Source organism: Peribacillus faecalis, assembly GCF_014712675.1.
Taxonomy (GTDB): domain Bacteria; phylum Bacillota; class Bacilli; order Bacillales; family DSM-1321; genus Bacillus_AD; species Bacillus_AD faecalis.
The window spans coordinates 1-22,392 of sequence record NZ_JACXSI010000069.1; the positions used below are offsets into that span (position 1 = coordinate 1).

Annotated in this window: 23 protein-coding genes and 1 riboswitch; of the genes, 21 read left to right on the plus strand and 2 right to left on the minus strand. The window is 38.9% G+C overall.

The window, feature by feature from the left end:
- Positions 1 to 245: 245 nt before the first annotated feature.
- The 3 genes from sigX (at position 246) to IEO70_RS18680 (ending at position 2,381) form a co-directional block, all read left to right on the plus strand.
- The gene (gene sigX, locus IEO70_RS18670) at positions 246 to 800 is read left to right on the plus strand and encodes an RNA polymerase sigma factor SigX (RefSeq protein ID WP_190999888.1); all 555 of its coding nucleotides are present in this window, start codon (positions 246 to 248) and stop codon (positions 798 to 800) included.
- Positions 772 to 1,482 carry a hypothetical protein gene (locus tag IEO70_RS18675; RefSeq protein WP_190999889.1) on the plus strand — a complete coding sequence of 237 codons (711 nt, stop codon included), beginning with the start codon at positions 772 to 774 and terminating at the stop codon, positions 1,480 to 1,482. Before sigX ends, IEO70_RS18675 begins: the two co-directional genes overlap by 29 nt.
- 200 nt (positions 1,483 to 1,682) lie before the next feature.
- On the plus strand, positions 1,683 to 2,381 hold the full coding sequence (locus IEO70_RS18680; protein WP_190999890.1) for a peptidoglycan DD-metalloendopeptidase family protein: 699 nt from the start codon (positions 1,683 to 1,685) through the stop codon (positions 2,379 to 2,381).
- A gap of 125 nt (positions 2,382 to 2,506) precedes the next feature.
- Here the strand turns inward: IEO70_RS18680 and serA are convergent, their stop codons facing one another.
- Entirely contained in the window at positions 2,507 to 4,081 is a 1,575-nt protein-coding gene (gene serA, locus IEO70_RS18685; RefSeq protein ID WP_190999891.1) for a phosphoglycerate dehydrogenase, read from the minus strand.
- Positions 4,082 to 4,321: 240 nt separating this feature from the next.
- A riboswitch (FMN riboswitch) is annotated at positions 4,322 to 4,470 on the plus strand.
- Positions 4,471 to 4,756: 286 nt separating this feature from the next.
- Here serA and IEO70_RS18690 point away from each other — a divergent pair.
- On the plus strand, positions 4,757 to 5,338 hold the full coding sequence (locus IEO70_RS18690; RefSeq protein WP_190999892.1) for an ECF transporter S component: 582 nt from the start codon (positions 4,757 to 4,759) through the stop codon (positions 5,336 to 5,338).
- Between the two features lie 337 nt (positions 5,339 to 5,675).
- Here the strand turns inward: IEO70_RS18690 and IEO70_RS18695 are convergent, their stop codons facing one another.
- Positions 5,676 to 5,924, minus strand: coding sequence for a ferredoxin (locus IEO70_RS18695; protein ID WP_190999893.1), 249 nt, complete (start codon positions 5,922 to 5,924; stop codon positions 5,676 to 5,678).
- A 263-nt stretch (positions 5,925 to 6,187) separates the two neighbouring features.
- On the opposite strand from IEO70_RS18695, the gene IEO70_RS18700 reads away from it, so the two are divergent.
- From IEO70_RS18700 to IEO70_RS18780, 17 genes are all read left to right on the plus strand, one after another.
- The gene (locus IEO70_RS18700) at positions 6,188 to 7,273 is read left to right on the plus strand and encodes a helix-turn-helix domain-containing protein (RefSeq protein ID WP_190999894.1); all 1,086 of its coding nucleotides are present in this window, start codon (positions 6,188 to 6,190) and stop codon (positions 7,271 to 7,273) included.
- Positions 7,270 to 8,781, plus strand: a complete 1,512-nt coding sequence (locus tag IEO70_RS18705) for a RecQ family ATP-dependent DNA helicase (RefSeq protein ID WP_190999895.1) — start codon at positions 7,270 to 7,272, stop codon at positions 8,779 to 8,781. The genes IEO70_RS18700 and IEO70_RS18705 overlap by 4 nt, the downstream gene beginning before the upstream one ends.
- A gap of 1 nt (position 8,782) precedes the next feature.
- Entirely contained in the window at positions 8,783 to 9,379 is a 597-nt protein-coding gene (locus IEO70_RS18710; protein ID WP_190999896.1) for a CPBP family intramembrane glutamic endopeptidase, read from the plus strand.
- Complete coding sequence (locus tag IEO70_RS18715) at positions 9,376 to 10,062, plus strand: LysM peptidoglycan-binding domain-containing protein (RefSeq protein ID WP_190999897.1); 687 nt, start codon at positions 9,376 to 9,378, stop codon at positions 10,060 to 10,062. The genes IEO70_RS18710 and IEO70_RS18715 overlap by 4 nt, the downstream gene beginning before the upstream one ends.
- 75 nt (positions 10,063 to 10,137) lie before the next feature.
- The gene (locus IEO70_RS18720; RefSeq protein ID WP_190999898.1) at positions 10,138 to 10,599 is read left to right on the plus strand and encodes a YpbF family protein; all 462 of its coding nucleotides are present in this window, start codon (positions 10,138 to 10,140) and stop codon (positions 10,597 to 10,599) included.
- A 166-nt stretch (positions 10,600 to 10,765) separates the two neighbouring features.
- Positions 10,766 to 11,566 carry a metallophosphoesterase gene (locus IEO70_RS18725; RefSeq protein ID WP_190999899.1) on the plus strand — a complete coding sequence of 267 codons (801 nt, stop codon included), beginning with the start codon at positions 10,766 to 10,768 and terminating at the stop codon, positions 11,564 to 11,566.
- 290 nt (positions 11,567 to 11,856) lie between these two features.
- A complete protein-coding gene (locus IEO70_RS18730; protein WP_190999900.1) occupies positions 11,857 to 12,435 on the plus strand; it encodes an adaptor protein MecA in 579 nt (192 codons plus the stop codon).
- Between the two features lie 209 nt (positions 12,436 to 12,644).
- The gene (locus IEO70_RS18735) at positions 12,645 to 13,919 is read left to right on the plus strand and encodes a Glu/Leu/Phe/Val family dehydrogenase (protein ID WP_190999901.1); all 1,275 of its coding nucleotides are present in this window, start codon (positions 12,645 to 12,647) and stop codon (positions 13,917 to 13,919) included.
- Positions 13,920 to 14,048: 129 nt separating this feature from the next.
- Positions 14,049 to 15,029, plus strand: a complete 981-nt coding sequence (locus IEO70_RS18740) for a YpdA family putative bacillithiol disulfide reductase (RefSeq protein ID WP_190999902.1) — start codon at positions 14,049 to 14,051, stop codon at positions 15,027 to 15,029.
- Between the two features lie 109 nt (positions 15,030 to 15,138).
- Complete coding sequence (locus tag IEO70_RS18745; RefSeq protein ID WP_190999903.1) at positions 15,139 to 16,104, plus strand: asparaginase; 966 nt, start codon at positions 15,139 to 15,141, stop codon at positions 16,102 to 16,104.
- Between the two features lie 150 nt (positions 16,105 to 16,254).
- Positions 16,255 to 16,935 carry a glutamic-type intramembrane protease PrsW gene (prsW, locus tag IEO70_RS18750; protein WP_190999904.1) on the plus strand — a complete coding sequence of 227 codons (681 nt, stop codon included), beginning with the start codon at positions 16,255 to 16,257 and terminating at the stop codon, positions 16,933 to 16,935.
- Positions 16,936 to 17,509: 574 nt separating this feature from the next.
- Positions 17,510 to 18,331 (plus strand): spore cortex-lytic enzyme, encoded by an 822-nt coding sequence (gene sleB, locus IEO70_RS18755; protein ID WP_190999995.1) that lies wholly within the window; start codon positions 17,510 to 17,512, stop codon positions 18,329 to 18,331.
- A gap of 15 nt (positions 18,332 to 18,346) precedes the next feature.
- A complete protein-coding gene (gene ypeB / locus IEO70_RS18760; protein WP_190999905.1) occupies positions 18,347 to 19,702 on the plus strand; it encodes a germination protein YpeB in 1,356 nt (451 codons plus the stop codon).
- A 173-nt stretch (positions 19,703 to 19,875) separates the two neighbouring features.
- On the plus strand, positions 19,876 to 20,532 hold the full coding sequence (locus IEO70_RS18765) for a flagellar brake protein (protein ID WP_190999906.1): 657 nt from the start codon (positions 19,876 to 19,878) through the stop codon (positions 20,530 to 20,532).
- A gap of 64 nt (positions 20,533 to 20,596) precedes the next feature.
- Entirely contained in the window at positions 20,597 to 20,794 is a 198-nt protein-coding gene (locus IEO70_RS18770) for a DUF5359 family protein (protein ID WP_190999907.1), read from the plus strand.
- Between the two features lie 226 nt (positions 20,795 to 21,020).
- Positions 21,021 to 21,695: a (d)CMP kinase gene (cmk, locus tag IEO70_RS18775; RefSeq protein ID WP_190999908.1), complete on the plus strand. Its 675-nt coding sequence runs from the start codon at positions 21,021 to 21,023 to the stop codon at positions 21,693 to 21,695.
- A 1-nt stretch (position 21,696) separates the two neighbouring features.
- Positions 21,697 to 22,284, plus strand: a complete 588-nt coding sequence (locus IEO70_RS18780) for a lysophospholipid acyltransferase family protein (protein WP_190999909.1) — start codon at positions 21,697 to 21,699, stop codon at positions 22,282 to 22,284.
- Positions 22,285 to 22,392 lie beyond the last annotated feature (108 nt).

The following is a 22,392-nucleotide window of genomic DNA, read 5'->3' on the forward strand; positions in this document are numbered from 1 at the left end:
TATAAGTTACACACCATAGCATTACCATTATGGGTATCTTGGTGGAAAACAAAACCCCGGGAATATATTTTCATCCCCGGGGTGTGAGTGTAAAATCATGAATGTTTCTTATAAAATACATCTTAAGCCGTATGACCAAACTGCTGAACTCATCCATTATAAGATTATCTGTCGAAAATCATTTTGATTGTAACTTTTTCAAGTAAATATACGACTAATTTATAGTGGAGAAGGAGGATGTGGTTATGAACTCCGAATTCCGGCAGCTTTATGAGAAATATCATCAAGATTTATTTCAATTTTTATTTTATATGGTTAAAAACAGAGAAACTGCTGAAGATTTAATACAGGAAGTTTATATTAAAGTCCTAAATAATTATAAGAAGTTTGAAGGGAAAAGCAGCGAGAAGACATGGCTTTATTCAATTGCGCGAAACACGGCTATTGACTATTTCCGTAAACAAAAGAATTGGAAGAAACGGCTTTTTTCGAATTTTGATTGGGGCAGAGAGACAATCAAGGATGAAACTCCTTTGCCTGAGGAAATAGCAATTTTGCATGATGATATCAAAACATTATATAAAAGCTTGGATCGCTGTAGTGTAGACCAAAAGTCTGCATTGATTTTGCGTTATGTGCAGTCGCTTTCGATCGCTGAGACAGCTGAGGTTTTAGGTTGGACTGAAAGCAAGGTGAAAACGACACAGCATCGGGCGCTAAAAGTTCTAAAAGATATGCTGGAAAGTGAGGATGAAATTAGGAGGTGGGAAGATGAACGAATCAATGCGGGAAATCGATAGAGTTGAATCTGCATTGAAAAGTTTACCGAAGATTTACGATCAGCGGAGCGATCAAGCCGTTTTCTTAAGATTGAATGAAGCGATGGATTCTCAGACTAAAAAGCAAAATCAATTCCGTTATATCCTTGTTTCAGCAGTAACTATTATGATTTTTACGCTTCTTACCTCCGTTATTTTTCTTGAAAATCGGTTTGACGTTAAGCAATCAACTGTTTCGCAAAAAGATGAGATGAAAGTACAAGAAACGGCTTTACGGGATAAGGATTATACAGATTCGAACTATACTGTTTCTTCTCAAAATAAAGTATCTAAATTGCCGCTTCATGATGAACTTTTTGGTTCTGTGACGAAATATGCCGATATTTCCGCAGCCCTAAATTCGATAAGACAGGTTGAAGCTTCTTCAGGGGATCCGGTTCCTTACATAGCCAGTACGGATTCTGTTCAATTTGAGAAAATAGAAGAGCATAATGGACAATTATTGCTTACATTTACGGATGACACGGTTTTGGAGAATAACAGGCAGTATGAAATGCTGATTTCAGAAATCCTTGTGACAGCAGAGGACTTTGACTTTCAGACAGTACGTTTTCAAAACAGTGATGTAGACGTTGTCGGTTCATATGATCTAAAGGGAGCGATAGCAGTACCCGATACTCCGGAGCGTGATATATCTGAATAGAATGAGCTTTGAACAAACAGAAAGGTTTGGTTCGAAGCTTTTTTTATTGAGGTGACGAATACTTTCCGAAATGATTACAAACTCTAGTATACGTGTGATTGATTTTGCAACATTGTAAAGTGATCAGGTAAGGTTCTATTGAAACTCTTGCCGACATACACTATACACTATGAAGAAACTATTGTCGGAGGACAGAAAGAATGTTGGATTATGGTAGAAGGCTGCTGGTGGTAGCGGTTCTGGCATTATTTATCAGCCTACTATTTATAGGGGCTGCAACTAGTAGAGCTGATAGTTTAAATGAACAAGAATGGATATGGCCGACGACCGGAGAAATCAGCGATTATTTTGGTACGAGAGCAGGAAAGCATAAGGGAATTGACATAGCCGGAAGTGAAGATGCTGATGTGCATGCAGTCAGTGACGGGGTAGTCAGCAAGTCGTATTATTCAGATTCTTATGGGAATGTCGTTTTTGTAGAACATCCGCTCGAAGGTTATGAGACTGTCTATGCTCATTTGAACGAAAGGACTGTTCGTGAGGGTGAATACGTGGAGAAAGGTCAAATAATCGGGAAAATGGGAAATACAGGCCGTTCTAGCGGTGTACACTTACACTTCGAGGTGCATCAATCGGAGTGGACAGCTGAGAAGGAGAACGCGCTTGATCCGCTCATTGTTTTTGCTGATATGAAAAAGGAAACAATTGAGGTAAGTGCGCATGAACAGAATCATATAGCTGCAGAACAGCAAAAACATATCGTGAAGAAAGGCGAAACATTATGGAGTATTAGCGACCATTATGGTGTTCCGGTGAAAACGTTGTTAGTGCTTAATAATATTAGCGATCCGAGCCGTATATTTGAAGGACAAGTTATCCAAATCAAAACAAACGGATAATGGTAAGGCCGTCACAGCTCCTTATTGGTGTGCTGTATGGGTAGACAGCTATCCGCATTCAGAACTATATACTTCATAACAAGAAATAAGAGGATGTCAAAAGACACCCCCTTAGCAAATAAGTGTTATAAAGAAATACGATGTAATTGGCAAATGTCTTCCATTTCAAGCATTTTGTTATACATATCGTCGCAAAGCGGCTTATCGAAAGAAAGCACCATAATCGCTTCCCCGCCGGCTTCTTTACGGCCAACTTGCATCGTTGCAATGTTAATGTTGTTATCGCCAAGGATTTTACCGACGCGACCGATAACACCCGGTTTATCGGAATGTTGAATGTACAGTAAGTTGCCGGCAGGAACGAAATCAATTGAGAACTCGTTCAAGCTTACGATACGAGGTCCGTACTGGTCGATATATGTTCCTTTGACATCCAATTGGCGGTTGTCGCCTTTGATTGTTACAGAGATTAAGTTGTTATAACCTAAAGCATTTTGTGAAATTTTCTCTCCGACTGTAATGCCTCGCTCTTTCGCAACAAGCATTGCGTTTACTTCGTTTACAGCCACATCAACTCTTGATTGGAAGAATCCTGATAAAATGCTCTTTGACAAGATGCTTGTATCGAAATCAAGAACAGAGCCGGCGTAAGTCACTGAAATCTCACGAACACCTTCCTGCAGGCATTGAGAAGTAATGCTTCCAAGCTGTTTAGCCAAGCTGTAGAATGGCTGAATCTTTTCGAATACTTCCTTCGAGATAGCAGGAAGGTTGATTGAATTTGAAACCGGGTTACCGTTCAAGAATGTCAGCACTTCTTGTGCAACTTGAGTCGCTACGTTTAATTGCGCTTCCTTCGTTGATGCGCCTAAATGCGGTGTTGCGATAACGGAATCAAGCTCAAGCAGTTTGTTGTTTACTGCAGGCTCTTCAACGAATACGTCAAGGGCAGCGCCGGCTACATGACCTTCAAGGATAGATTCATATAGCGCATCCTCATCAATAATTCCGCCGCGTGCGCAGTTTAACAGATAAACACCTTTTTTAGTTTTTGAAAGGCGTTCTTTATTCAGCAATCCTTTTGTTTCTTTTGTTAATGGTGTATGAACAGTAATAATATCGGCCTGTGGAATTAACTCGTCCAACGGCATAGCTGCAATGTTAAGCTGTTTTGCTCTTTCGGCAGTTAAGAAAGGATCGAAAGCGATAACAGTCATGCCGAAAGCTTTAGCTCGTTTCGTCAATTCAGCTCCGATACGTCCCATTCCGACAATACCCAGTGTTTTGCCGTTCAATTCTGTTCCTGTAAATGAGTTGCGTTTCCACTCTCCATTTTTTAAGGAAGCATAAGCTTGAGGAATGTGGCGCATTAAGGAAGCCATCATAGCGAAAGTATGCTCAGCTGTAGAAATGGTATTGCCGTCCGGAGCGTTAACAACAACAATTCCTCGTTTTGTCGCAGCAGGAATTTCTACGTTATCAACTCCTACCCCGGCGCGAGCGATGATTTTCAGATTAGGCATTTTATTCATGAGCTCTTCTGTCACTTTTGTTGCGCTTCTTACTAAAATCGCATCTATTTCGTGCAATCTGTCAGCTGCTTCTTCAACCGTTTCTTGAATTAATTCGATGCCGGTAGCTTGAAGAAGTGGAGTAAGTCCCTCAGGTTTAATAGCATCAGCCACTAGTATTTTGTACACTGATAACACCATCCTAAAATTATTTAATATTTTAATATTTTAATATTTCAATAAAATTAATTCTACAAAATATACTGAAAACTGTCAATTTTCTCAGAATTATTATTCCATATATTGATGCAATTTTAAGGATTGTATTTTTATTTGTAATAAGTTAGAATTAAGTTAATAGATGATTCAACTGAAAAAATGAATAATGGTTCATTTTTGGTTGTACACCATCTATAACAAATTAATAAGATCTACTTTCGGGGCAGGGTGAAATTCCCGACCGGCGGTGTTGAAGTTTAATCTTCTAAGCCCGTGACCTATATTTTTCTTCGGAAGAATATAGCTGATTTGGTGAGACTCCAAAGCCGACAGTATAGTCTGGATGGGAGAAGGTGGAGGTTCGGACGTTTTGACTTGTTTGAAAAAACGAACATCAAACGTTTATTTAACCTTGGAAATTTTCTCCCTTTAGCATATATGTGCTAAAGGGTTTTGTATTTTTAAGGTTGCAGCTTTGATTAATGATAGCGAAAATTAAAGATTTTTTGGTGTATGCATTTTTACTTGCATCAAATAAGGCGATGCTTTATTTTTCAAAGCAGCTCTCTTGAAAATGCAATGATTCCATTGGTTAGAGCCTATCCTCTTTTCGGAATAGATCAGAAAAGAAGGAGAGACAGTTCAATGGTAAAAGATCAAAAGTTAAGAAGGTTTGTCGCAATCGGGATGTTCAGTAGTATTTCGTACATTTTAATGCTGCTCAATTTTCCTCTGCCGGGTTTTCCGGCATGGCTGAATATTGATTTCAGTGAAGTGCCGGCTCTCGTAGCTACAATTATTTATGGACCGGTGTCAGGAATCGTTGTTGTCTTAATCAAAAATATTTTAGATTGGTTTATGACAGGGAGCGAGACAGGTATTCCAATCGGACACATTGCGAATTTAGTTGCAGCGATATCGTATATTTTACCGACATATCTTATTTACAAAAAAATCAGCTCGAAAAAAGGGTTGATTGTCGGATTAATTGCTTCTACTATTACAATGGCGGTTGTGATGTCATTCATGAACTATTATTTCATTTTGCCGGCCTATTCGGTTCTTGCAAATTGGGGAGCAATGTCGGCAGCAGAAACAAGAGCAATTGTGACTTCAGCAATTTTGCCGTTTAATCTAATAAAAGGGGTCGTTGTAACAGCGGTGTTCTTATTGCTGTTCAGCAAGCTGCAGGTTTGGATTAACAAAGTTGCGCCTGCGAAAGTCTAGAAAACCGTTACCGGTTCTTTTCTATTTTTGATTTCACCCCCTTGATACCACTTCGATGGAAAAGGAGACATGTGGGAACCGAAATGCGGAAGCGGCCCGATCAGCATAAGACGGATTATGCAGGAAATTGACAAATTTCAAGAGTGTTACGTCCGCATGTCTTCGCCGATATGCCCTACATCCTGTATGCCTCCAAGCATGTCAGGTATAAGGTTAGACAACCATCTAATTTTTAGTCTTATATATAAAAAAGGCGGAAAGCTCAAGAGCTTTCCGCTTTTATTTATGAAGAAAACAGATACAGTTGAATCAGTCTGCTTCCTTAATTCTTGAACAACTATTCGAATTTTAATGCGTCTCCATCAAATGGTTCTTCAGAAATTTTGATGGATTCTGTAGGACAGCCTTCAAATGCATCCATCATATCGTCTTCTAATACTTCAGGAATTTCAACAATTCCTTGGTTATCGTCAAGAGTTACGAATGCAATGCCTTCATCATCGTAATCATAGATATCAGGTGCTGCAGCGCCGCAAGCTCCGCATGCGATACATGTATCTTTGTCTACAATCGTGTATTTAGCCATTACTATAACCTCCCCTTTTATGATATGTACAATTAATAGATTTTATCCGTATAGTAAAACCTATTACTAAATCTTATTGTATATGGCACACATTAACTTTTCAATAGCTTTACTTGGTTATTCCGTACCTTTATGCAATTAAATTGAGATATCCATTGTAAACCATTCCGATAGAGAAAGTCCAAGAAAAAGTGAATCCTTGTTTATATAATGTTTTACAGCAAAATGTGATAAATTCTGATAAAATATATTGTAGGAATTTGATGAATGATAAGGTTGGAATGAATATGATCGATTCGTATTTAGAAAGTCTTATTTTAGAGTGTTTAATGCGCATAAAAGGCGAACGAACTGTTTATTCAGTTTTCCACTTAATAACCGGGAAGAAATCTTCGCAAACAATACAAGATGGTCATTTATTTGGAGTGACCCCGTACTACCGGACATACACCTCCCTGACGCGTGAAGACTATAATCGAATCATCGCTTCTTTGCAAGAGAAGGGTCTGCTTATTGTGACACAAGAAAATGGAGAATACGAACTATTGAGCCGATCTTCGGAAGTGCTGCGTCAATATCGGACCGTTCTCCCGCTTGTAAAGCATATTAACGGATTGTTGTTTCATGGCAAGGATCAGGAGTTTTGGAAACGATTTTCCTTGATTTTTCAAGTTTTATCGCAAAATGTCCACGGCAACAATAAATACTTTACTGTTCAACGAGAAAAAGACATCCAAATATGGGTTAAAGCATTTTTGTATCGGCAGAAAGATTGGAAAGCATTATCTGTATCACTTTATGCAGAAATACAAAATATGTTATCAGCATTTTCAAAGATGCACGGAGAGGTTATTCTCCTAAAGTTATCGGGATATCATCGGGTCGGCTACAGCAATGGGCAAATCGCCAATATGCTGCAGGTTGATGAAACATATGTGCACTATTTATTTCTTGATGTTCTGCATAAAATGCTTGAACAGGCAAGTACCGGATCTGTGCCAATTTTGGCATCAATTAGTGAAATGCAAGAAAAAACGAATCAATTGCCATTAACGCGAAGCACATTGACTACTTTAAGTTATTTGAAGCGTGGCTATACAATTGAGGAAATTGCTCATGCACGAGGACTGAAGGCTAATACGATCGAGGATCATATAGTCGAAATGGTGTTCCATGGAGAAAATATTGATATCTCTTCGATTATATCAGAAGAACAAATAAGAATTATTTTGGACACTGCTGATCAAATGCAAACAAGGCAATTAAGAATGCTTAAGCAAGCACTGCCTGATTCCATCAGCTACTTTTTGATTCGTTTGGCCTTAGCGAGAGGGGAGGGGCGGCATTGACATTAGAAGAAGCACTTTATCGCTATTTTGGCTATCAATCCTTTCGACATGGACAAAAAGAAACAATTAAAGCTGTTCTGGATGGGAAAGATACACTTGCCATGCTGGCAACCGGAACCGGCAAGTCAATTTGCTATCAGCTCCCGACTTATTTACGAAAAAAGCCGACAGTCATTGTATCGCCGCTCGTATCGCTCATGCAAGATCAAGTCGAGCAATTGAAGGTCAATGGTGAAAAGAGGGTCATCGCTTTAAATTCTTTCTTGTCTGTACAAGAGAAGAGTGACGTTTTAAAGGCTTTAAATCAATATATGTTCATTTTTATGTCACCGGAAATGCTGGTGCTTCCCCATGTGCTCCGTGAGCTCGAAAGGTTGGATATCGGATTGTTTGTTGTAGATGAGGCGCACTGTATTTCTCAATGGGGCTTTGATTTTCGGCCGGATTACATGCATCTTGGAGAAGTAAGAAAGCAGCTGAACAACCCGGTCACACTAGCTTTAACAGCTACTGCGACCGAGGAAGTAAGAGCGGATATTAAGCGCTTCCTTCTTCTGGAAAAATGCTATGAAATCATTACAACGGTGGATCGCAGTAATATCGGTCTTTTTATTGAAAAGCACGAATCTTATGCTGATAAAGAAGCAAGGCTTATTGATTTAGTGAAGAAACTGCAGAAACCGGGCATTATTTATTTTTCAAGTAAAAGAACAGCAGAACATATACAAGCTGTAATGAGAGAAAACGGAATAGAAGGAACGGCCGTTTATCATGCTGGGTTAGATGTTGAACAACGGGTTCTCATCCAGCAGCAGTTTCTTCGAAATCAATTGCAGGTTATTTGTGCTACGAGTGCTTTTGGTATGGGAATCAATAAGGAAAATGTCCGTTTTGTCATTCACTTTCATTTACCGTCAAGCATGGAATCATATTTGCAGGAAATCGGCAGAGCGGGACGGGATGGCAAACAAAGTGCCGCGATTTTGCTTTATAGCCATGGGGATGAGGAATTGCCCCAATTCTTACTGAATAGTGAGTATTTGCATGAAGACCAAATTGAAAGCTTAACAGAAATATTGGCTCAATCAAAGACGGAAGCTGATGAGATGTTCATGAAGCGGATGATTGCAGACGGTGCTCGGGAAATCGGAATTACCGAAACGCAGGAGAAGCTGTTCAGACATTTTATGCAGCAAAAAGAATGGTCTTTGGATAGAAGAAAAGCACTGTTTATAAAACATCAACAAGAGTCTGCGCGAAAAAAACAGATAAAATGGCAATCATTTTATCATTGGGTTTTTCAAAAGGAATGTTATCGTGACGGGATTCGCCGTTACTTTTCTGAAACACCGGGTAAGCATCCGGCTCTTTGCTGCAGCAACTGCCATTCCAGTTTGGAAGACTGCTATCAGAAGGATGATTCGGTTAAAGAATATAACGAAATGATGGCTCGCTTAAGCTGGCAAGAAGAGCTGGCGAAATTTTTATTACCGGAAGAAGAGATGTGAGATGAAGAATAAGCAGGCAGAATTGTTGAAGAATATTTCAGATGAAACGCTGATTTTAAATGTTTGGCTGACGCAAGGGATTGTTATTTTCGCAACCTTTATTTTAGGGTTGTTTTTATTCGACGATTGGGTATCTTTTGGCGCATTGTTTCAATGGGATGATGTGCGGATTTTGACAATTGGGGTAACGACGGGAATTGGCATTGTTTTGCTGGATTTGCTTTTGATGAAATGGCTTCCTGCATCATTTTATGATGATGGCGGTATTAATCAACGTATTTTCCGGAGCATTTCGATTCCTCATGTCGTTATTTTATCTCTCGTAGTTGCATTTTGTGAAGAATTGCTGTTCAGAGGTGTTATTCAAACCAATACAAATTTATGGATTGCCAGTCTTATTTTTGCCTTAGTGCATTACCGTTACTTGTTTAATTTGTTTCTGTTTTGCAATGTAACGGTGTTGAGTTTTTTGATCGGTTTATTATACGACTATACAGAGAACTTGTTAGTCACAATAACTGCTCATTTTATCATTGATTGTCTTTTAGGCATTTATATGAATACATATCGAAAACATACTAGGAGTGAATGTGTATGAAAGAGGTACATAAAGAAAATGAAACATTAAATGAAGAGCTGTCTGAAGTTGACGGAAGTGAGGAGTTCAGCACTGCCAATTTGCCGTCAAGAAAAGAAATTCACGGTAAAAAGAAACAAAAAACAAAAGTGAAAATAAAATTTCCGTTTGTTAAAATGCTAGCTTTATTTTTTGTTATTATACTAGGGACTGTTTGGGTAGTAGCCACGCAAATGACGAAAGATAGCGATTCTGCAAAATCTTCCTCGGAGAAAGAGTCGGAATACGAAGAATCAATCGGAGAGATTAGCGGCTTTGATGATGAAGAGGAAGAAAAAGAAAATGAGGAAGCAGCCGTTAAAGAGGAAGCTACTGAAGAAACAAAAGAAGCTGACACAGATACAGAGCAACAAGAGTCTGTTGAAGAAGAGAAGGTAACAGAGGAAACGAAAGTAACAACTACAGAAACAGCCGGAACTGCTGACAGCAAAGAACAAACCACAAATAGTAAAGAAGAAACTGAATCTGTGCCAACTGTAAATAATAGTGTGACAGAACATGTAGTTCAGTCTAATGAAAACTTGTTCCGCATTGCGTTAAAGTACTACTCTTCTGCTGAAGGTGTGGAAATCATTAAGCGATATAACGGTTTGAGCAGTAATGAAATCACTGTCGGACAAGTATTGAAAATTCCGCCAAGATAAATTAATAGAAATATAGTTCTTATATGAGCCGGCCTTTCATACACTTTTATGGACAAGAGATAGGGGTGAATGAAAATGGATCCGGTTATCATTCAGCTAGATGATAATTTGACTGATCAGGCGACGAAACGTATGCTGCAAAATGTTGTGGACAGAAAGAGAAAATTTGAAGCGCTGAAGAAAAAGCATTATTGGACAACAATTGCTGCATTGGCGCTCGGTTTCTTCTTGCTCGTTTATGTCTACTATTTTTATATCGAGCCGTACTCCTATTCTTTGTTTGATGTGCTAATGAAGTTTGTTGCGGATACGAAATCATTTATATATTGTGCGGCTGCAATAGGCGCCTACGGTTATATGCTTATTTTAAAAAAAGAATTAGACAAGGCTGAAAAGGAATTTCATGCTCTGCGCTGTGAAATCGTCGATCGCAGTAAAGATTTATGGAAGCAAGAAAATGCCTGGAAAGTAAGGCATCATATATTCGATATTATGAAAAGGGAATATGATATAAATTTGTATCATGAAAATAAATGAAGCTCCGAGCTGTGAAAAAGGATATAAACAAATCCTTTTCGCAGCTCTTTTCTTTTTAGCACTAATCTTGAAACGTTTACTAGGCAGGCTTTATAATGAAGTGTAATTTAGAATTTGTGGTATGCTAATCGTATATTGGACTATATTCATTAAGTTAGGAGTTTCTATGCTTAGTATTATATTGGGGTTCCTTTTACTGGCCGTGCTGTTGTTGTTTTATATGTGGAAGTTGGCGAGACAAAATAATGTATTAGAGCATCATCTCGCATTTCGGAATTTTCCGAAAAGTTTTGGTGAAGTGAAGATTTTTTTTATTTCAGATATACACAAACGAATAGTTGATCAAACGATAATAAATAAAGTCAGAGGTAAGACGGACATCGTTATTATCGGCGGGGATTTGTTGGAAATTGGCGTGCCTTTATCCCGCGCTGAAGATAATGTAAGGAAGTTAAAGGAGCTTGGTCCGGTTTATTTTGTTTGGGGTAATAATGATTATGAAGTTGATTATCATGAGCTTGATGCACTTTTATTAAGTATGGGTGTCAGAATTTTAGATAATACAGCGGTTTTGTTTCAATCGCAATCCGGAGATAAGCTTTCTCTCATGGGTGTAGATTATATTGAGTGGGGAAGGGCTGACTTGAATCAAGCTCTTGCGGATAGTGAAGAGGATTCCTTTAAAATTCTCATCAGCCACTGCCCGCGTATCATGAATCGTGTGAAAGAAGAGCACCATATCTCGCTAGTGTTAAGCGGACATACACATGGCGGGCAAATTCGTCTGTTCGGCATCGGAAAATACAAAATCGGAGGCTTTTTTCGAAAAGGAGATACACAAGTATTGACAAGTAATGGCTATGGAACAAGTTTGCTGCCGTTGCGCTTAGGGGCGAAGTCGGAAACGCATTTGATTTATCTGACTCACGGGAAAGAAGATAAAATTTTGAACGAAAGGAACCTGTAATGGTACTTTTTTTTTGAAGATAAAAAGCTTATGTTTCTGTACTTTGATAGCTGTCTAACCTTACACCTGCCATGCTCGGTCCTAAGCTGCCTCCCACAAGAAACCAAAGGCGGGTTTCTTGTGGGATTCCTCTTAGTCCTCCCGCATGGCTCTTTTTTCATCGAGGTGAATACAAGTAGCATATTCATGATGAAAAAGGACCGGTGACGGTTTTTCTTTTTCACAAGATAAGAAACTTTTCATATTATACAGAAACTGTGGTCTATGTTTTCAAATTAGGAGGATATGTTGTGAGACTTGAAAGAGTGGATGATTGTACATTGAAAATTTTTTTGACATTTGATGATTTGCTCGAAAAAGGCTTATCTGTTACTGATATAACGACAAGTAATGATGATGCGCAAAATATCATTCATGAAATGATTGAATGGGCCAGCGAAGAGACAGGTTTTCCGTTAGTTGGCGCTGTTGAAATGGAGATATACTCACAATTCACGCAAGGCCTTGTCATTTTAATTAAAACAAATGAAGATTGGTTTTATGATGAGAATGAAAGGGTAGCCGACTGTATGAAAATGCATGATGAAAAGAAATTGATTTACCGTTTCGCCTGTATTGAACATGTGCTGTCGCTCTTTCGTGTTATTACAAACAAACAGATTGCTTTAAAAAGTTCGCTGCTGTATTATGATGACTTTTATTATGTTATTTTTGAAGAAATTACGGGAAAAGAAAGATATGACCTTGGTGCAATTGCCGCTGAATATGGAGAAGCCAGCTCACTTTCATTTCATCAAATTGATGAATACGGATCGCAGCTCATTAGAGAAAATGCAATTGAACAGATGAATCTATATTTTAAAAAGTAGGCTATTTCATCCTGAATATAGCTGTTTAAAAAAGGTATTGTGCTGCAATATAGTAAATTATCGGATAACCCCTATAAGGATTATATTTTTAAAATAAAGTTATATCAGAATATAAATTAAATTCCTTTAATTAAACTACCACAAGGTGTATACTAACACTGAATGAATTTATTATCTTACTAACATATGACTTTCTAGGAGGTCCCTAAATGGTTGCCGAAACTGGTGCTGAACAAAACAATAAAAAAACAAACGACGTGTTATCTTCAACTCAAACAGTTATTCATAAAGCTTTAGAAAAACTAGGTTATCCGGAAGAAGTATATGAACTGTTGAAAGAGCCTTTACGAATGCTGACTGTTAAAATCCCTGTCAAAATGGATGACGGAAAAGTAAAAGTTTTCACGGGATATCGCGCTCAGCATAACGATGCTGTAGGTCCTACAAAGGGCGGAATTCGTTTTCATCCAGCGGTAACAGAACGTGAGGTAAAAGCGCTTTCTATATGGATGAGCTTGAAGTGCGGAATTGTCGATTTGCCTTATGGCGGAGGTAAAGGCGGTATTATTTGCGACCCTCGTAATATGTCTTTCGGAGAATTAGAGCGATTGAGCAGAGGGTATGTACGAGCTATTAGCCAAATAGTCGGACCGACTAAGGATATTCCTGCACCGGATGTGTTTACAAATTCGCAAATTATGGCTTGGATGATGGATGAATATAGCCGTATGGACGAATTCAACTCACCTGGCTTTATCACCGGTAAGCCGCTTGTGCTTGGAGGATCTCATGGTCGTGAATCTGCAACGGCTAAAGGGGTTACGATTTGTATTCGTGAAGCAGCCAAGAAAAGAGGCATCGAAATTGAGGGTGCTTCAGTAGTTGTTCAAGGGTTCGGTAATGCCGGAAGCTTTTTGGCAAAATTCATGCATGATGCAGGTGCGAAAGTAGTCGGTATTTCCGATGCATATGGTGCGCTATACGATCCGAATGGTTTAGATATCGATTATTTGCTGGACCGACGCGATAGCTTCGGAACAGTGACGAATCTTTTCAATAATACATTAACAAATAAAGAGTTGTTGGAGTTGGAATGTGATATTCTAGTTCCTGCGGCTATTGAAAACCAAATTACTGCTGAGAATGCCTACGACATTAAAGCGAAAATCGTAGTAGAGGCAGCAAATGGTCCGACTACCCTGGAAGCAACTCAAATATTGACAGAACGCGGCATTTTGCTTGTGCCTGATGTTTTAGCTTCTTCAGGCGGTGTAACAGTGTCTTATTTTGAATGGGTTCAAAACAACCAAGGATATTACTGGAGTGAAGAAGAGGTTGAAGAGAAGCTGGAAAAGATTTTAGTAAAAGCATTCGATACAATCTACACAACTTCACAAAACAGAAGAGTGGACATGCGATTAGCGGCCTACATGGTCGGTGTTCGTAAAATGGCTGAGGCTTCCCGCTTCCGCGGCTGGATTTAGCATTTTGTCACAAACACCTGGAAATAAAACTTCTATCCTTCATGATAGGAGTTTTATTTATTTATGTAATTTTCTTCTGAATAAGCAGAAGCTATAAAGATAATAACGGATAAAGGAGAGTAGTTACGTATGATTACGAAAGAAGCGATAATAGTCGGGGGCGGACCATGCGGACTTGCTGCAGCGATTGCTCTTGGGCAAAAAGGATTAAATCCTGTCGTAATTGAAAAAGGGAATGTTGTTAATTCATTATATAATTACCCTACACACCAAACATTCTTCAGTTCAAGCGATAAACTGGAGATTGGTGATGTGGCTTTTATTACAGAAAACAGAAAGCCGGTAAGAAATCAGGCATTGGCTTATTATCGGGAAGTGGTGCTTCGAAAAAATATTGAAGTGCAAGCTTTTGAGCGAGTCGAGAAAGTGGAGAAAAACGAGTCTGGCCATTTCATTGTAACGACATCGAAAGCCGTATATTCTACGCAGTTTGTTGTCATTGCCACGGGCTATTATGATCAGCCGAATTATATGCATGTTCCCGGAGAAAATCTTCCTCATGTATTCCATTACTTCAAAGAGGCGCACCCGTATTTTGATTGTGACGTGACAGTGATTGGGGGCAAAAATTCAAGCGTTGATGCGGCGCTGGAGCTAGTCAAAGCCGGTGCGCGAGTGACTGTTCTGTATCGGGGCAAACAATATTCCTCAAGCGTAAAACCTTGGATTTTGCCGGAATTTGATGCACTTGTCAGAAAGGGTACCATTCAAATGGAGTTTAATGCGGAGATCGACAATATAACTGAACAGTATGTGGGGTATACGGTTGATGGTACATATAAGAAGAGTGTGAAAGCAGATTTTGTTTTTGCGATGACAGGCTACCATCCAGATCATCATTTTCTTCAAAAAATGGGCGTAGACATCAATGACGAGTCAGGATGTCCTGCCTATAATCCGGAAACGATGGAAACGAATGTAGAAGGATTATTCATTGCCGGAGTGATCGCAGCGGGCAATAATGCAAACGAAATATTTATCGAGAACGGACGATTTCATGGCGGATTGATTGCTGATTGTATAGAGGCGAGAATGAATCGGCAAAAGTGACGCTATTTAAAAGAAAGGAGCATCCGTAAAATGCTTTGGATGCTCCAAAATTATGTTTAATGCTACACGAAATTATTGTATGATAGTGAACGATGAGGTGAGAAAACGAATGAAAAAAGTTACACTTATTACTACTGGCGGAACAATTGCCAGTAAAGAGATAAAAGCCGGCCTATTGGACTCGGGCGCTATCAGCGGTTCGGAGTTGGCATCATTATGCGAGTTGCCGGCCGGTTATGAACTAAAGATTATTGATATTATGCAGCGTCCTTCAATGCACATTGACTTTGATGCGATGAATTTAATCAGACAGGCAATTGAGACTGAGCTACAGGATGAAACTGTCGACGGCATCGTAGTTACACACGGTACAGACAGTTTAGAAGAAACAGCTTATTTCCTTGACATTACAGTCAATGATCACCGTCCTATTGTTGTAACCGGATCACAACGCTCTCCAGCTGAAGTAGGTACAGATGTATTTTCAAATTTGAAAAATTCTATTTATGCGGCATGCAGCCCTTTGCTGCATGATATCGGGGTAGTTGTTGTATTTAATGAACGAATCTATTCTGCAAAATATGTGAAAAAAGTTCATGCATCCAATCTTCAAGGGTTTGAATCGTTCGGGTATGGCTATTTAGGAATTATAGATAATGACGTTGTAAGCATTTATCAGAAGCCGGTCAGAAAAGAACACTTCCGATTAGTTACTGACCTGCCTCGGGTTGAGATCATTAAATGCTATACAGGTTGTGACGGTCTTTTTGTCCAAGCTGCAATCGATGCAGGTGTTAAAGGCATCGTGCTGGAAGGGGTCGGCCGCGGTCAAGTGACTCCGATGATGGTAGAGTCCATTCAAAAAGCAATAGATGAAAAAATTACCTTAATCATGACGACAAGCGCTGAAGAAGGAAAAGTCTATCCTGCATACGGATATAAAGGCAGTGCCTATGATTTACAAGTAAGAGGCGTTATTTTAGGTGAAGATTACGACAGTAAAAAAGCGAGAATAAAACTGGCAGTATTGCTTGCTTCTAAAGAAGAAGTAAGTCGGGAAGATTTCACCTATTAATTTCCTGTTTTTTACGTTAATATAATAAAGTGAGACAAATTTCTCGTAAGCGGGCTGTTTATCATTTATACTCTCTTTTTTATAAGATAGGAACTAACAACTTGTACATGATACGATGAAAGAAACGATGAAGAAATGGGGTCAGCGCGTATGCTGGTCATTATTACGGCAGGTCTAGCACCTGGTCTGGCTTTATTGAGTTATTTTTATTTAAAGGATCAGCATGGAACAGAGCCCCTTTCAACTGTTTTTAAGGTGTTTTTAATGGGGGCTTTCCTTGTTTTGCCTTTGATGTTTATTCAATATGTCGTACAAGCGGAGAACCTGGTCAGCAGTGATTTCATTAATTCCTTTATTTTTATTGGGCTTTTGGAAGAATTTTTTAAGTGGTTTATTTTGATTTATACCATTTATCCACACGTTGCTTTTGACGAGCCTTATGATGGAATTGTGTATGGATCGGCTGTTTCACTTGGTTTTGCTTCGGTGGAAAATATATTATATTTAATTGCAAACGGGGTTGAATTTGCTCTAAGCAGAGCGTTACTACCGGTTTCCAGTCACGCTTTGTTTGGCGTTATCATGGGATTTTATTTAGGCAAAGGTAAATTCTCAAGTGCTAATAAGAAAAAATATTTATTGCTGGCATTGCTGCTCCCGACGTTATTGCACGGATTATATGATTATATTTTATTGCATCAAACGCTATGGCTTTATTTAGTTTTGCCTTTTATGATTTTTCTTTGGTGGCTTGGGATATATAAAGTAAAAAAAGCGAGATTTCTGTCGGATCAGCACGTTGCATCTATTTCGAGAGATCAAAATATATAAAAGCTATGCGCACATGCATAGCTTTTTCTTTTTCTTCCTTTTTCATTGAAGTGATAGCAAGTAGCAATAAATGAAAAAGGACCGGTGCCGTTTTTTCTCGTTGTCTAACCTTACACCTGCCATGCTAGGTCCTAAGCCATCCACTCTGTGAAACCAAAATCGGGTTTCACGGCGCATCTGTCTTAGTCCTGCCGCATGGCTCCTTTTTCATTGAGGTGAATCTAAGTAGCATATACCTAATGAAAAAGGATCGGTGCCGTTTTTTCTCGTTGTCTAACCTTACACCTGCCATGCTCGGTCCTAAGCCATCCACTCTGTAAAACCAAAATCGGGTTTCACGGCGCCGCTGTCTTAGTCCTGCCGCATGGCTCCTTTTTCATTGAGGTGAATCTAAGTAGCATATACCTAATGAAAAAGGATCGGTGCCGGTTTTTCTAATTTAGGAATAAAAACGTAAAGATAGCTCAAAATAGGCTTACTTCCATTTAATTATAGTCAGGGGTGTTTTTACGTGAAAAAAGTAGTCATTCGTTTGGTTTGTGTGTGCGCAATTATATTATTGGCTGCATCTACTATGGATAGTCGGCAGGCTGAGGCTTTCTCTGAGCAGGTCATTCAAAAAGGGGCAACAGGCGATGATGTAGTTGAGTTGCAGGCACGCTTGCAAAACATCGGATTTTACAATGGGAAAATTGATGGTGTTTTCGGTTGGGGAACTTATTGGGCCCTTCGTAATTTTCAATCAGACTTCGGACTGCCTATAGATGGGCTTGCCGGCGCGAAAACTAAAACTAAGCTAACTAAAGCTTCAAATTTTAATAAAGCTTGGGTGCATGAACAAATCAATCAAGGTAATACATTCACTTATTATGGGAATGTCCCGATTGAAAAACAAGTGAAGAAAAATACAAACAACTCAACTGCTTCCAAAAACAATAACGCGACTAGCCAATCTAAAAAACCATCTTCAAATAATTCTGCGAGTCAGAATAAATCGGATACATCATCAACAAATAAGGCAACTAATACACCTGCCGGATTCTCAGAAAATGATATTAAGCTATTGTCTCAAGCTGTATATGGTGAAGCGAGAGGGGAGCCGTATGCAGGGCAGGTGGCAGTTGCAGCTGTGATTTTAAACCGATTAGAAAGTCCTTCTTTCCCAAATACTATTTCGGGAATATTATTTGAACCACTCGCATTCACAGCAGTGGCTGACGGGCAAATTTGGCTTGAGCCTGACGCGACCGCGAGGCAAGCGGCTCTTGATGCCATTAATGGTATGGATCCGTCCGAAAGCGCAACTTATTATTTTAATCCGCAAACGGCTACGAGCAAATGGATATGGTCACGACCGCAAATTAAACAAATCGGCAATCACATATTCTGCAAATAGAAAGGAGAAGTTGAGATGGCTAGAGGAATTATTATTGCAATATTAGCGATAGCTCTTGTTGGAACCGCTTACTGGGGCTATCAGGAGCGCGAGGAAAAGAATGCTGTTTTACAGCAATCAGAAAACAATTACCAGCGGGCATTTCATGATTTGACCTACCAAGTTGATTTATTGAACGACAAAATCGGCACAACATTGGCCATGAATTCACGCAGTTCATTATCGCCGGCTTTAACGGAAGTATGGAGAATAACTTCTGAAGCGCAGAACGATGTCGGTTTTCTTCCGTTAGGTCTTTTACCATTTAATAAAACGGAGGAATTCCTTTCAGAGATCGGCAATTTCAGCTATCAAACTGCGGTCAGAGATTTGGGAAATGAACCGCTTACAGAAGATGAATATGCTGTTTTGCAAAATTTATATGAACAATCCGGAGAAATACAATCTGAGCTCCGCAATGTCCAAACTACTGTTTTGGAGAATAATTTGCGCTTTACCGATATTGAAATGGCTTTAGCAGCTGGCGAGGAAGTACAGGATAACTCGATTATTGATGGTTTGGAAGTCGTAGAAGAGAAGGTGACCGGTTACTCCGAAGCTTCTCAATTCGGACCTTCATATGTGACTTATAAGCAAAAAGAGAAGAGCTTCCGCAACTTGACAGGGAAAGAAATTTCAAAGTCAGAAGCATTGGATATCGCTAAACGCTTTGTTCCAACATATAGCGATGAAATGAAAATGACTATTAAAGAGAATAGAGATGGTTCAGATTTCAAGTTTTATAGCATCGTTATCAATGACCCGAAAACAGACAGCCAGGCACATCTTGATATCACCAAGAAAGTCGGCTATCCGATTCTCTTTATGAACAATAGGGAAATCGGCAAAGCGACCATAAGCTTAAATGAAGCAGCAGAAAAAGCAAAGAAATTTCTTGAGAAGCAAAATTATACATCAATGGACTTATTTGAAAGCTCGCAATATGATTCAGTCGGTATTTTTAATTTTGTTCATATAGAGGATGGCGTCCGTGTCTATAGCGACTCAATCAAAGTGAAAATTGCACTTGATGATGGAGATGTCATCGGCTATTCTGCTGAAGAATACTTGCAGACAAATAAAGAACGAAAAATAACTGAACCGACTGTATCCGTTGAAGAAGCAAAAGCAAAGATTAATTCAAATGTCGATATACAGGAAAATAGGTTAGCGATTATAACAAATTCACTCGGGAAAGAAGTCCTTTGTCATGAATTTATTGGTGTGATAAATAATGACACGTATCGTATATATATTAATGCTGAGACGAATGCGGAGGAATTAGTGGAAAAACTGAGTGATAGTGAGCCTGCAACCAATATTAACGCTTAAAAGAATAGCCTTATTCAGCTTAGAAGAAGCTTTATTTTCTGAGTTGGGTAAGGTTATTATTTTTTGTGCCAAAAATTAATAAATAGTGTCTGCTAGTCGCTTTCATTTTTAGATTTTTCTGTCATAATAGAAGAATAAGTATTATTTTACAATTTCTTTGGAGTGGGGAGATTATGCTGAAAATTGGAGACAGCTTAATATTAAAATCGAAATATTCTTCAGAGCCTGAGGAATACAAATCAAAAATATTAGAATTTAACGGCCGCACCCTCTTTATTGATTTTCCGACTAATATAGCCAACAATAAAACAACATTGCTGGCTGATGGAACCAAATTGAAGGCGACATATATTAGTAACGAGACATCTTCGGTGTATTTGTTTGATACGGAAGTATTGGGGAAAGTCAACCATCCGATTCAAATGATGCAAATGTTCTATCCGGATAAAGAAGAACATATTAAAATACAGAGAAGAGAGTATGTTCGTATAGAGACAAAGATAGATGCTGCCATACATAGTGACAATAACGATGTCAAGCCGTTTACGACAGTAACCGAAGATATTAGTGCAGGCGGAACTTCCATCATTCTTCCGCATGGCATTGACTTGAAACTGGATTCATTTATTTCCATCATACTGGTCATCCATTTGAAATCGGGGAACATTCATTATGTGAAGACGCCGTGCAAAGTTATTAGGACAATCGATCAGCGTGGGAAAGTAAGAACCGCATCTCTTAAATTTTTGGATATTTCAAATAATGATCAACAAAACATTATGCGATTTGTATTCGAGAAGCAGTTAGAACAGAGGAATAAGGGGATTTAATTAAATACGAATAAAATGAATAAAGATTGTTTATCCTAGCAAATAAAAAGATAGGTTGAACAAGATGAAAAAAGTAGAACGTATTATTATGAAATTGGCAATCATTCAATTATTTTTTTTGTTGTTTTTTCAATTATTCGTTCATGATGGCGATACGTTTCTTGAACTTAAAAAGTTAGCGAAATATGAAGGTGTATATCGGGACAATCATGAAGTGATTATTGATGTGCTGCAAAATCATATTAAGACCAACAAACAATAAATCCCGGCTGAGGCCGGGATTTTTGGCATTGATTAGAAAGTATATAATACTGTATCTGGTTCAGTGTCTAACCTTATATCGAGGTGAATCGAAGCAGTATAATCATGTCGAGAAAGGGTTGTGACAGTTTTTCTTATTTGCTATCTGCACGCCGCTGAATAAAGTTGTGTTTTATGTTAAAATAAATAATGTTAAAAGATTGCAGTTTTAATTAGCAGGAGGACATATGACGAAAAGAATATCAGTTGCAATAGATGGACCGGCTGCCGCAGGTAAAAGTACGGTGGCTAAAATAGTTGCTGAACAGTTTGCATATATTTATATTGATACCGGAGCAATGTATCGGGCTTTAACATTAAAAGCACTAACTAATCATATAAATATTGAGAGTGAAGATGAATTATACGATCTGTTATTAAACAGTGAAATCGTCTTGAAGCCAAGCTCAAATGGACAGCTTGTGTTCTTAGACGGTATTGACGTCACGGAGGCTATCCGTTCATCTGAAGTTACAAACTCTGTTTCGGCTGTTGCTAAGCATGCTTCAGTTCGAAAAGAAATGGTCAGAATACAGCAGGAGCTTGCAGGTAATGGAGGCATTGTCATGGATGGCCGCGATATCGGCACCCATGTTCTGCCGCATGCAGAGTTGAAAGTGTTTTTAATCGCCAGTGTAGATGAGAGAGCGAAACGAAGACATACTGAAAACCTGGCAAAAGGTTTTCCTTCTGATTTAGAGACGTTAAAGCAAGAAATTGCTGATCGTGATCGCTATGATTCCGAAAGGGAAGTAGCACCTTTGAAAAAAGCAGAAGATGCTATTGAAATCGACACAACTTCATTAAACATAAATCAAGTAGCGGAGCGTATTATTTCATTAATTAATGAAAGGGTACAATAAGATGAGTTTATATTCGTTTGCTAAAAACTTAGTCTATGCGGTTTTGAAGCCGATTTACCGATTTGATGTAATCGGCAGAGAAAATTTTCCGAAAGACGGCGGCGTACTGTTGTGCGCTAACCACATTTCTGTGCTCGACCCGCCTGTCGTCGGCATTAACGCTCCGAGAACAGTTCACTTTATGGCGAAGGAAGAGTTGTTTGAAACGCCGATTTTAAAACATCTTCTTCCGGGGTTAAATGCGTTCCCAGTTAAACGTGGCATGAGTGACCGAGAAGCGTTAAGAAAAGGATTATCGATCCTGAGGGAAGGTAAGGTATTGGGTATTTTTCCGGAAGGGACAAGAAGTGAGACGGGCGAATTGCAAAAAGGGCTTGCCGGCTGCGGCTTCTTTGCTTTACGTACGGATGCGCTTGTCGTTCCTTGTGCGATTATCGGACCTTACAAGAAGTTTAAAAGGCTGAAAGTAGTATATGGACAGCCGATCGATTTTTCTGTTTATAAGAATGAAGGCAAGAAGCTTACGCCTGAGGAAGCAACAGAAATCATTATGGGCGAGATTGCCAAACTTATAAATGAGTATAAATAAAACAGAATACTTGACAAAATGCCGATTTTATAAGACTTTTAATTAAAGGATATTTTTCTGAAGATATGTGACCTTGCAATGTGAAACTTTCACGGAGCCTTTCGGTGA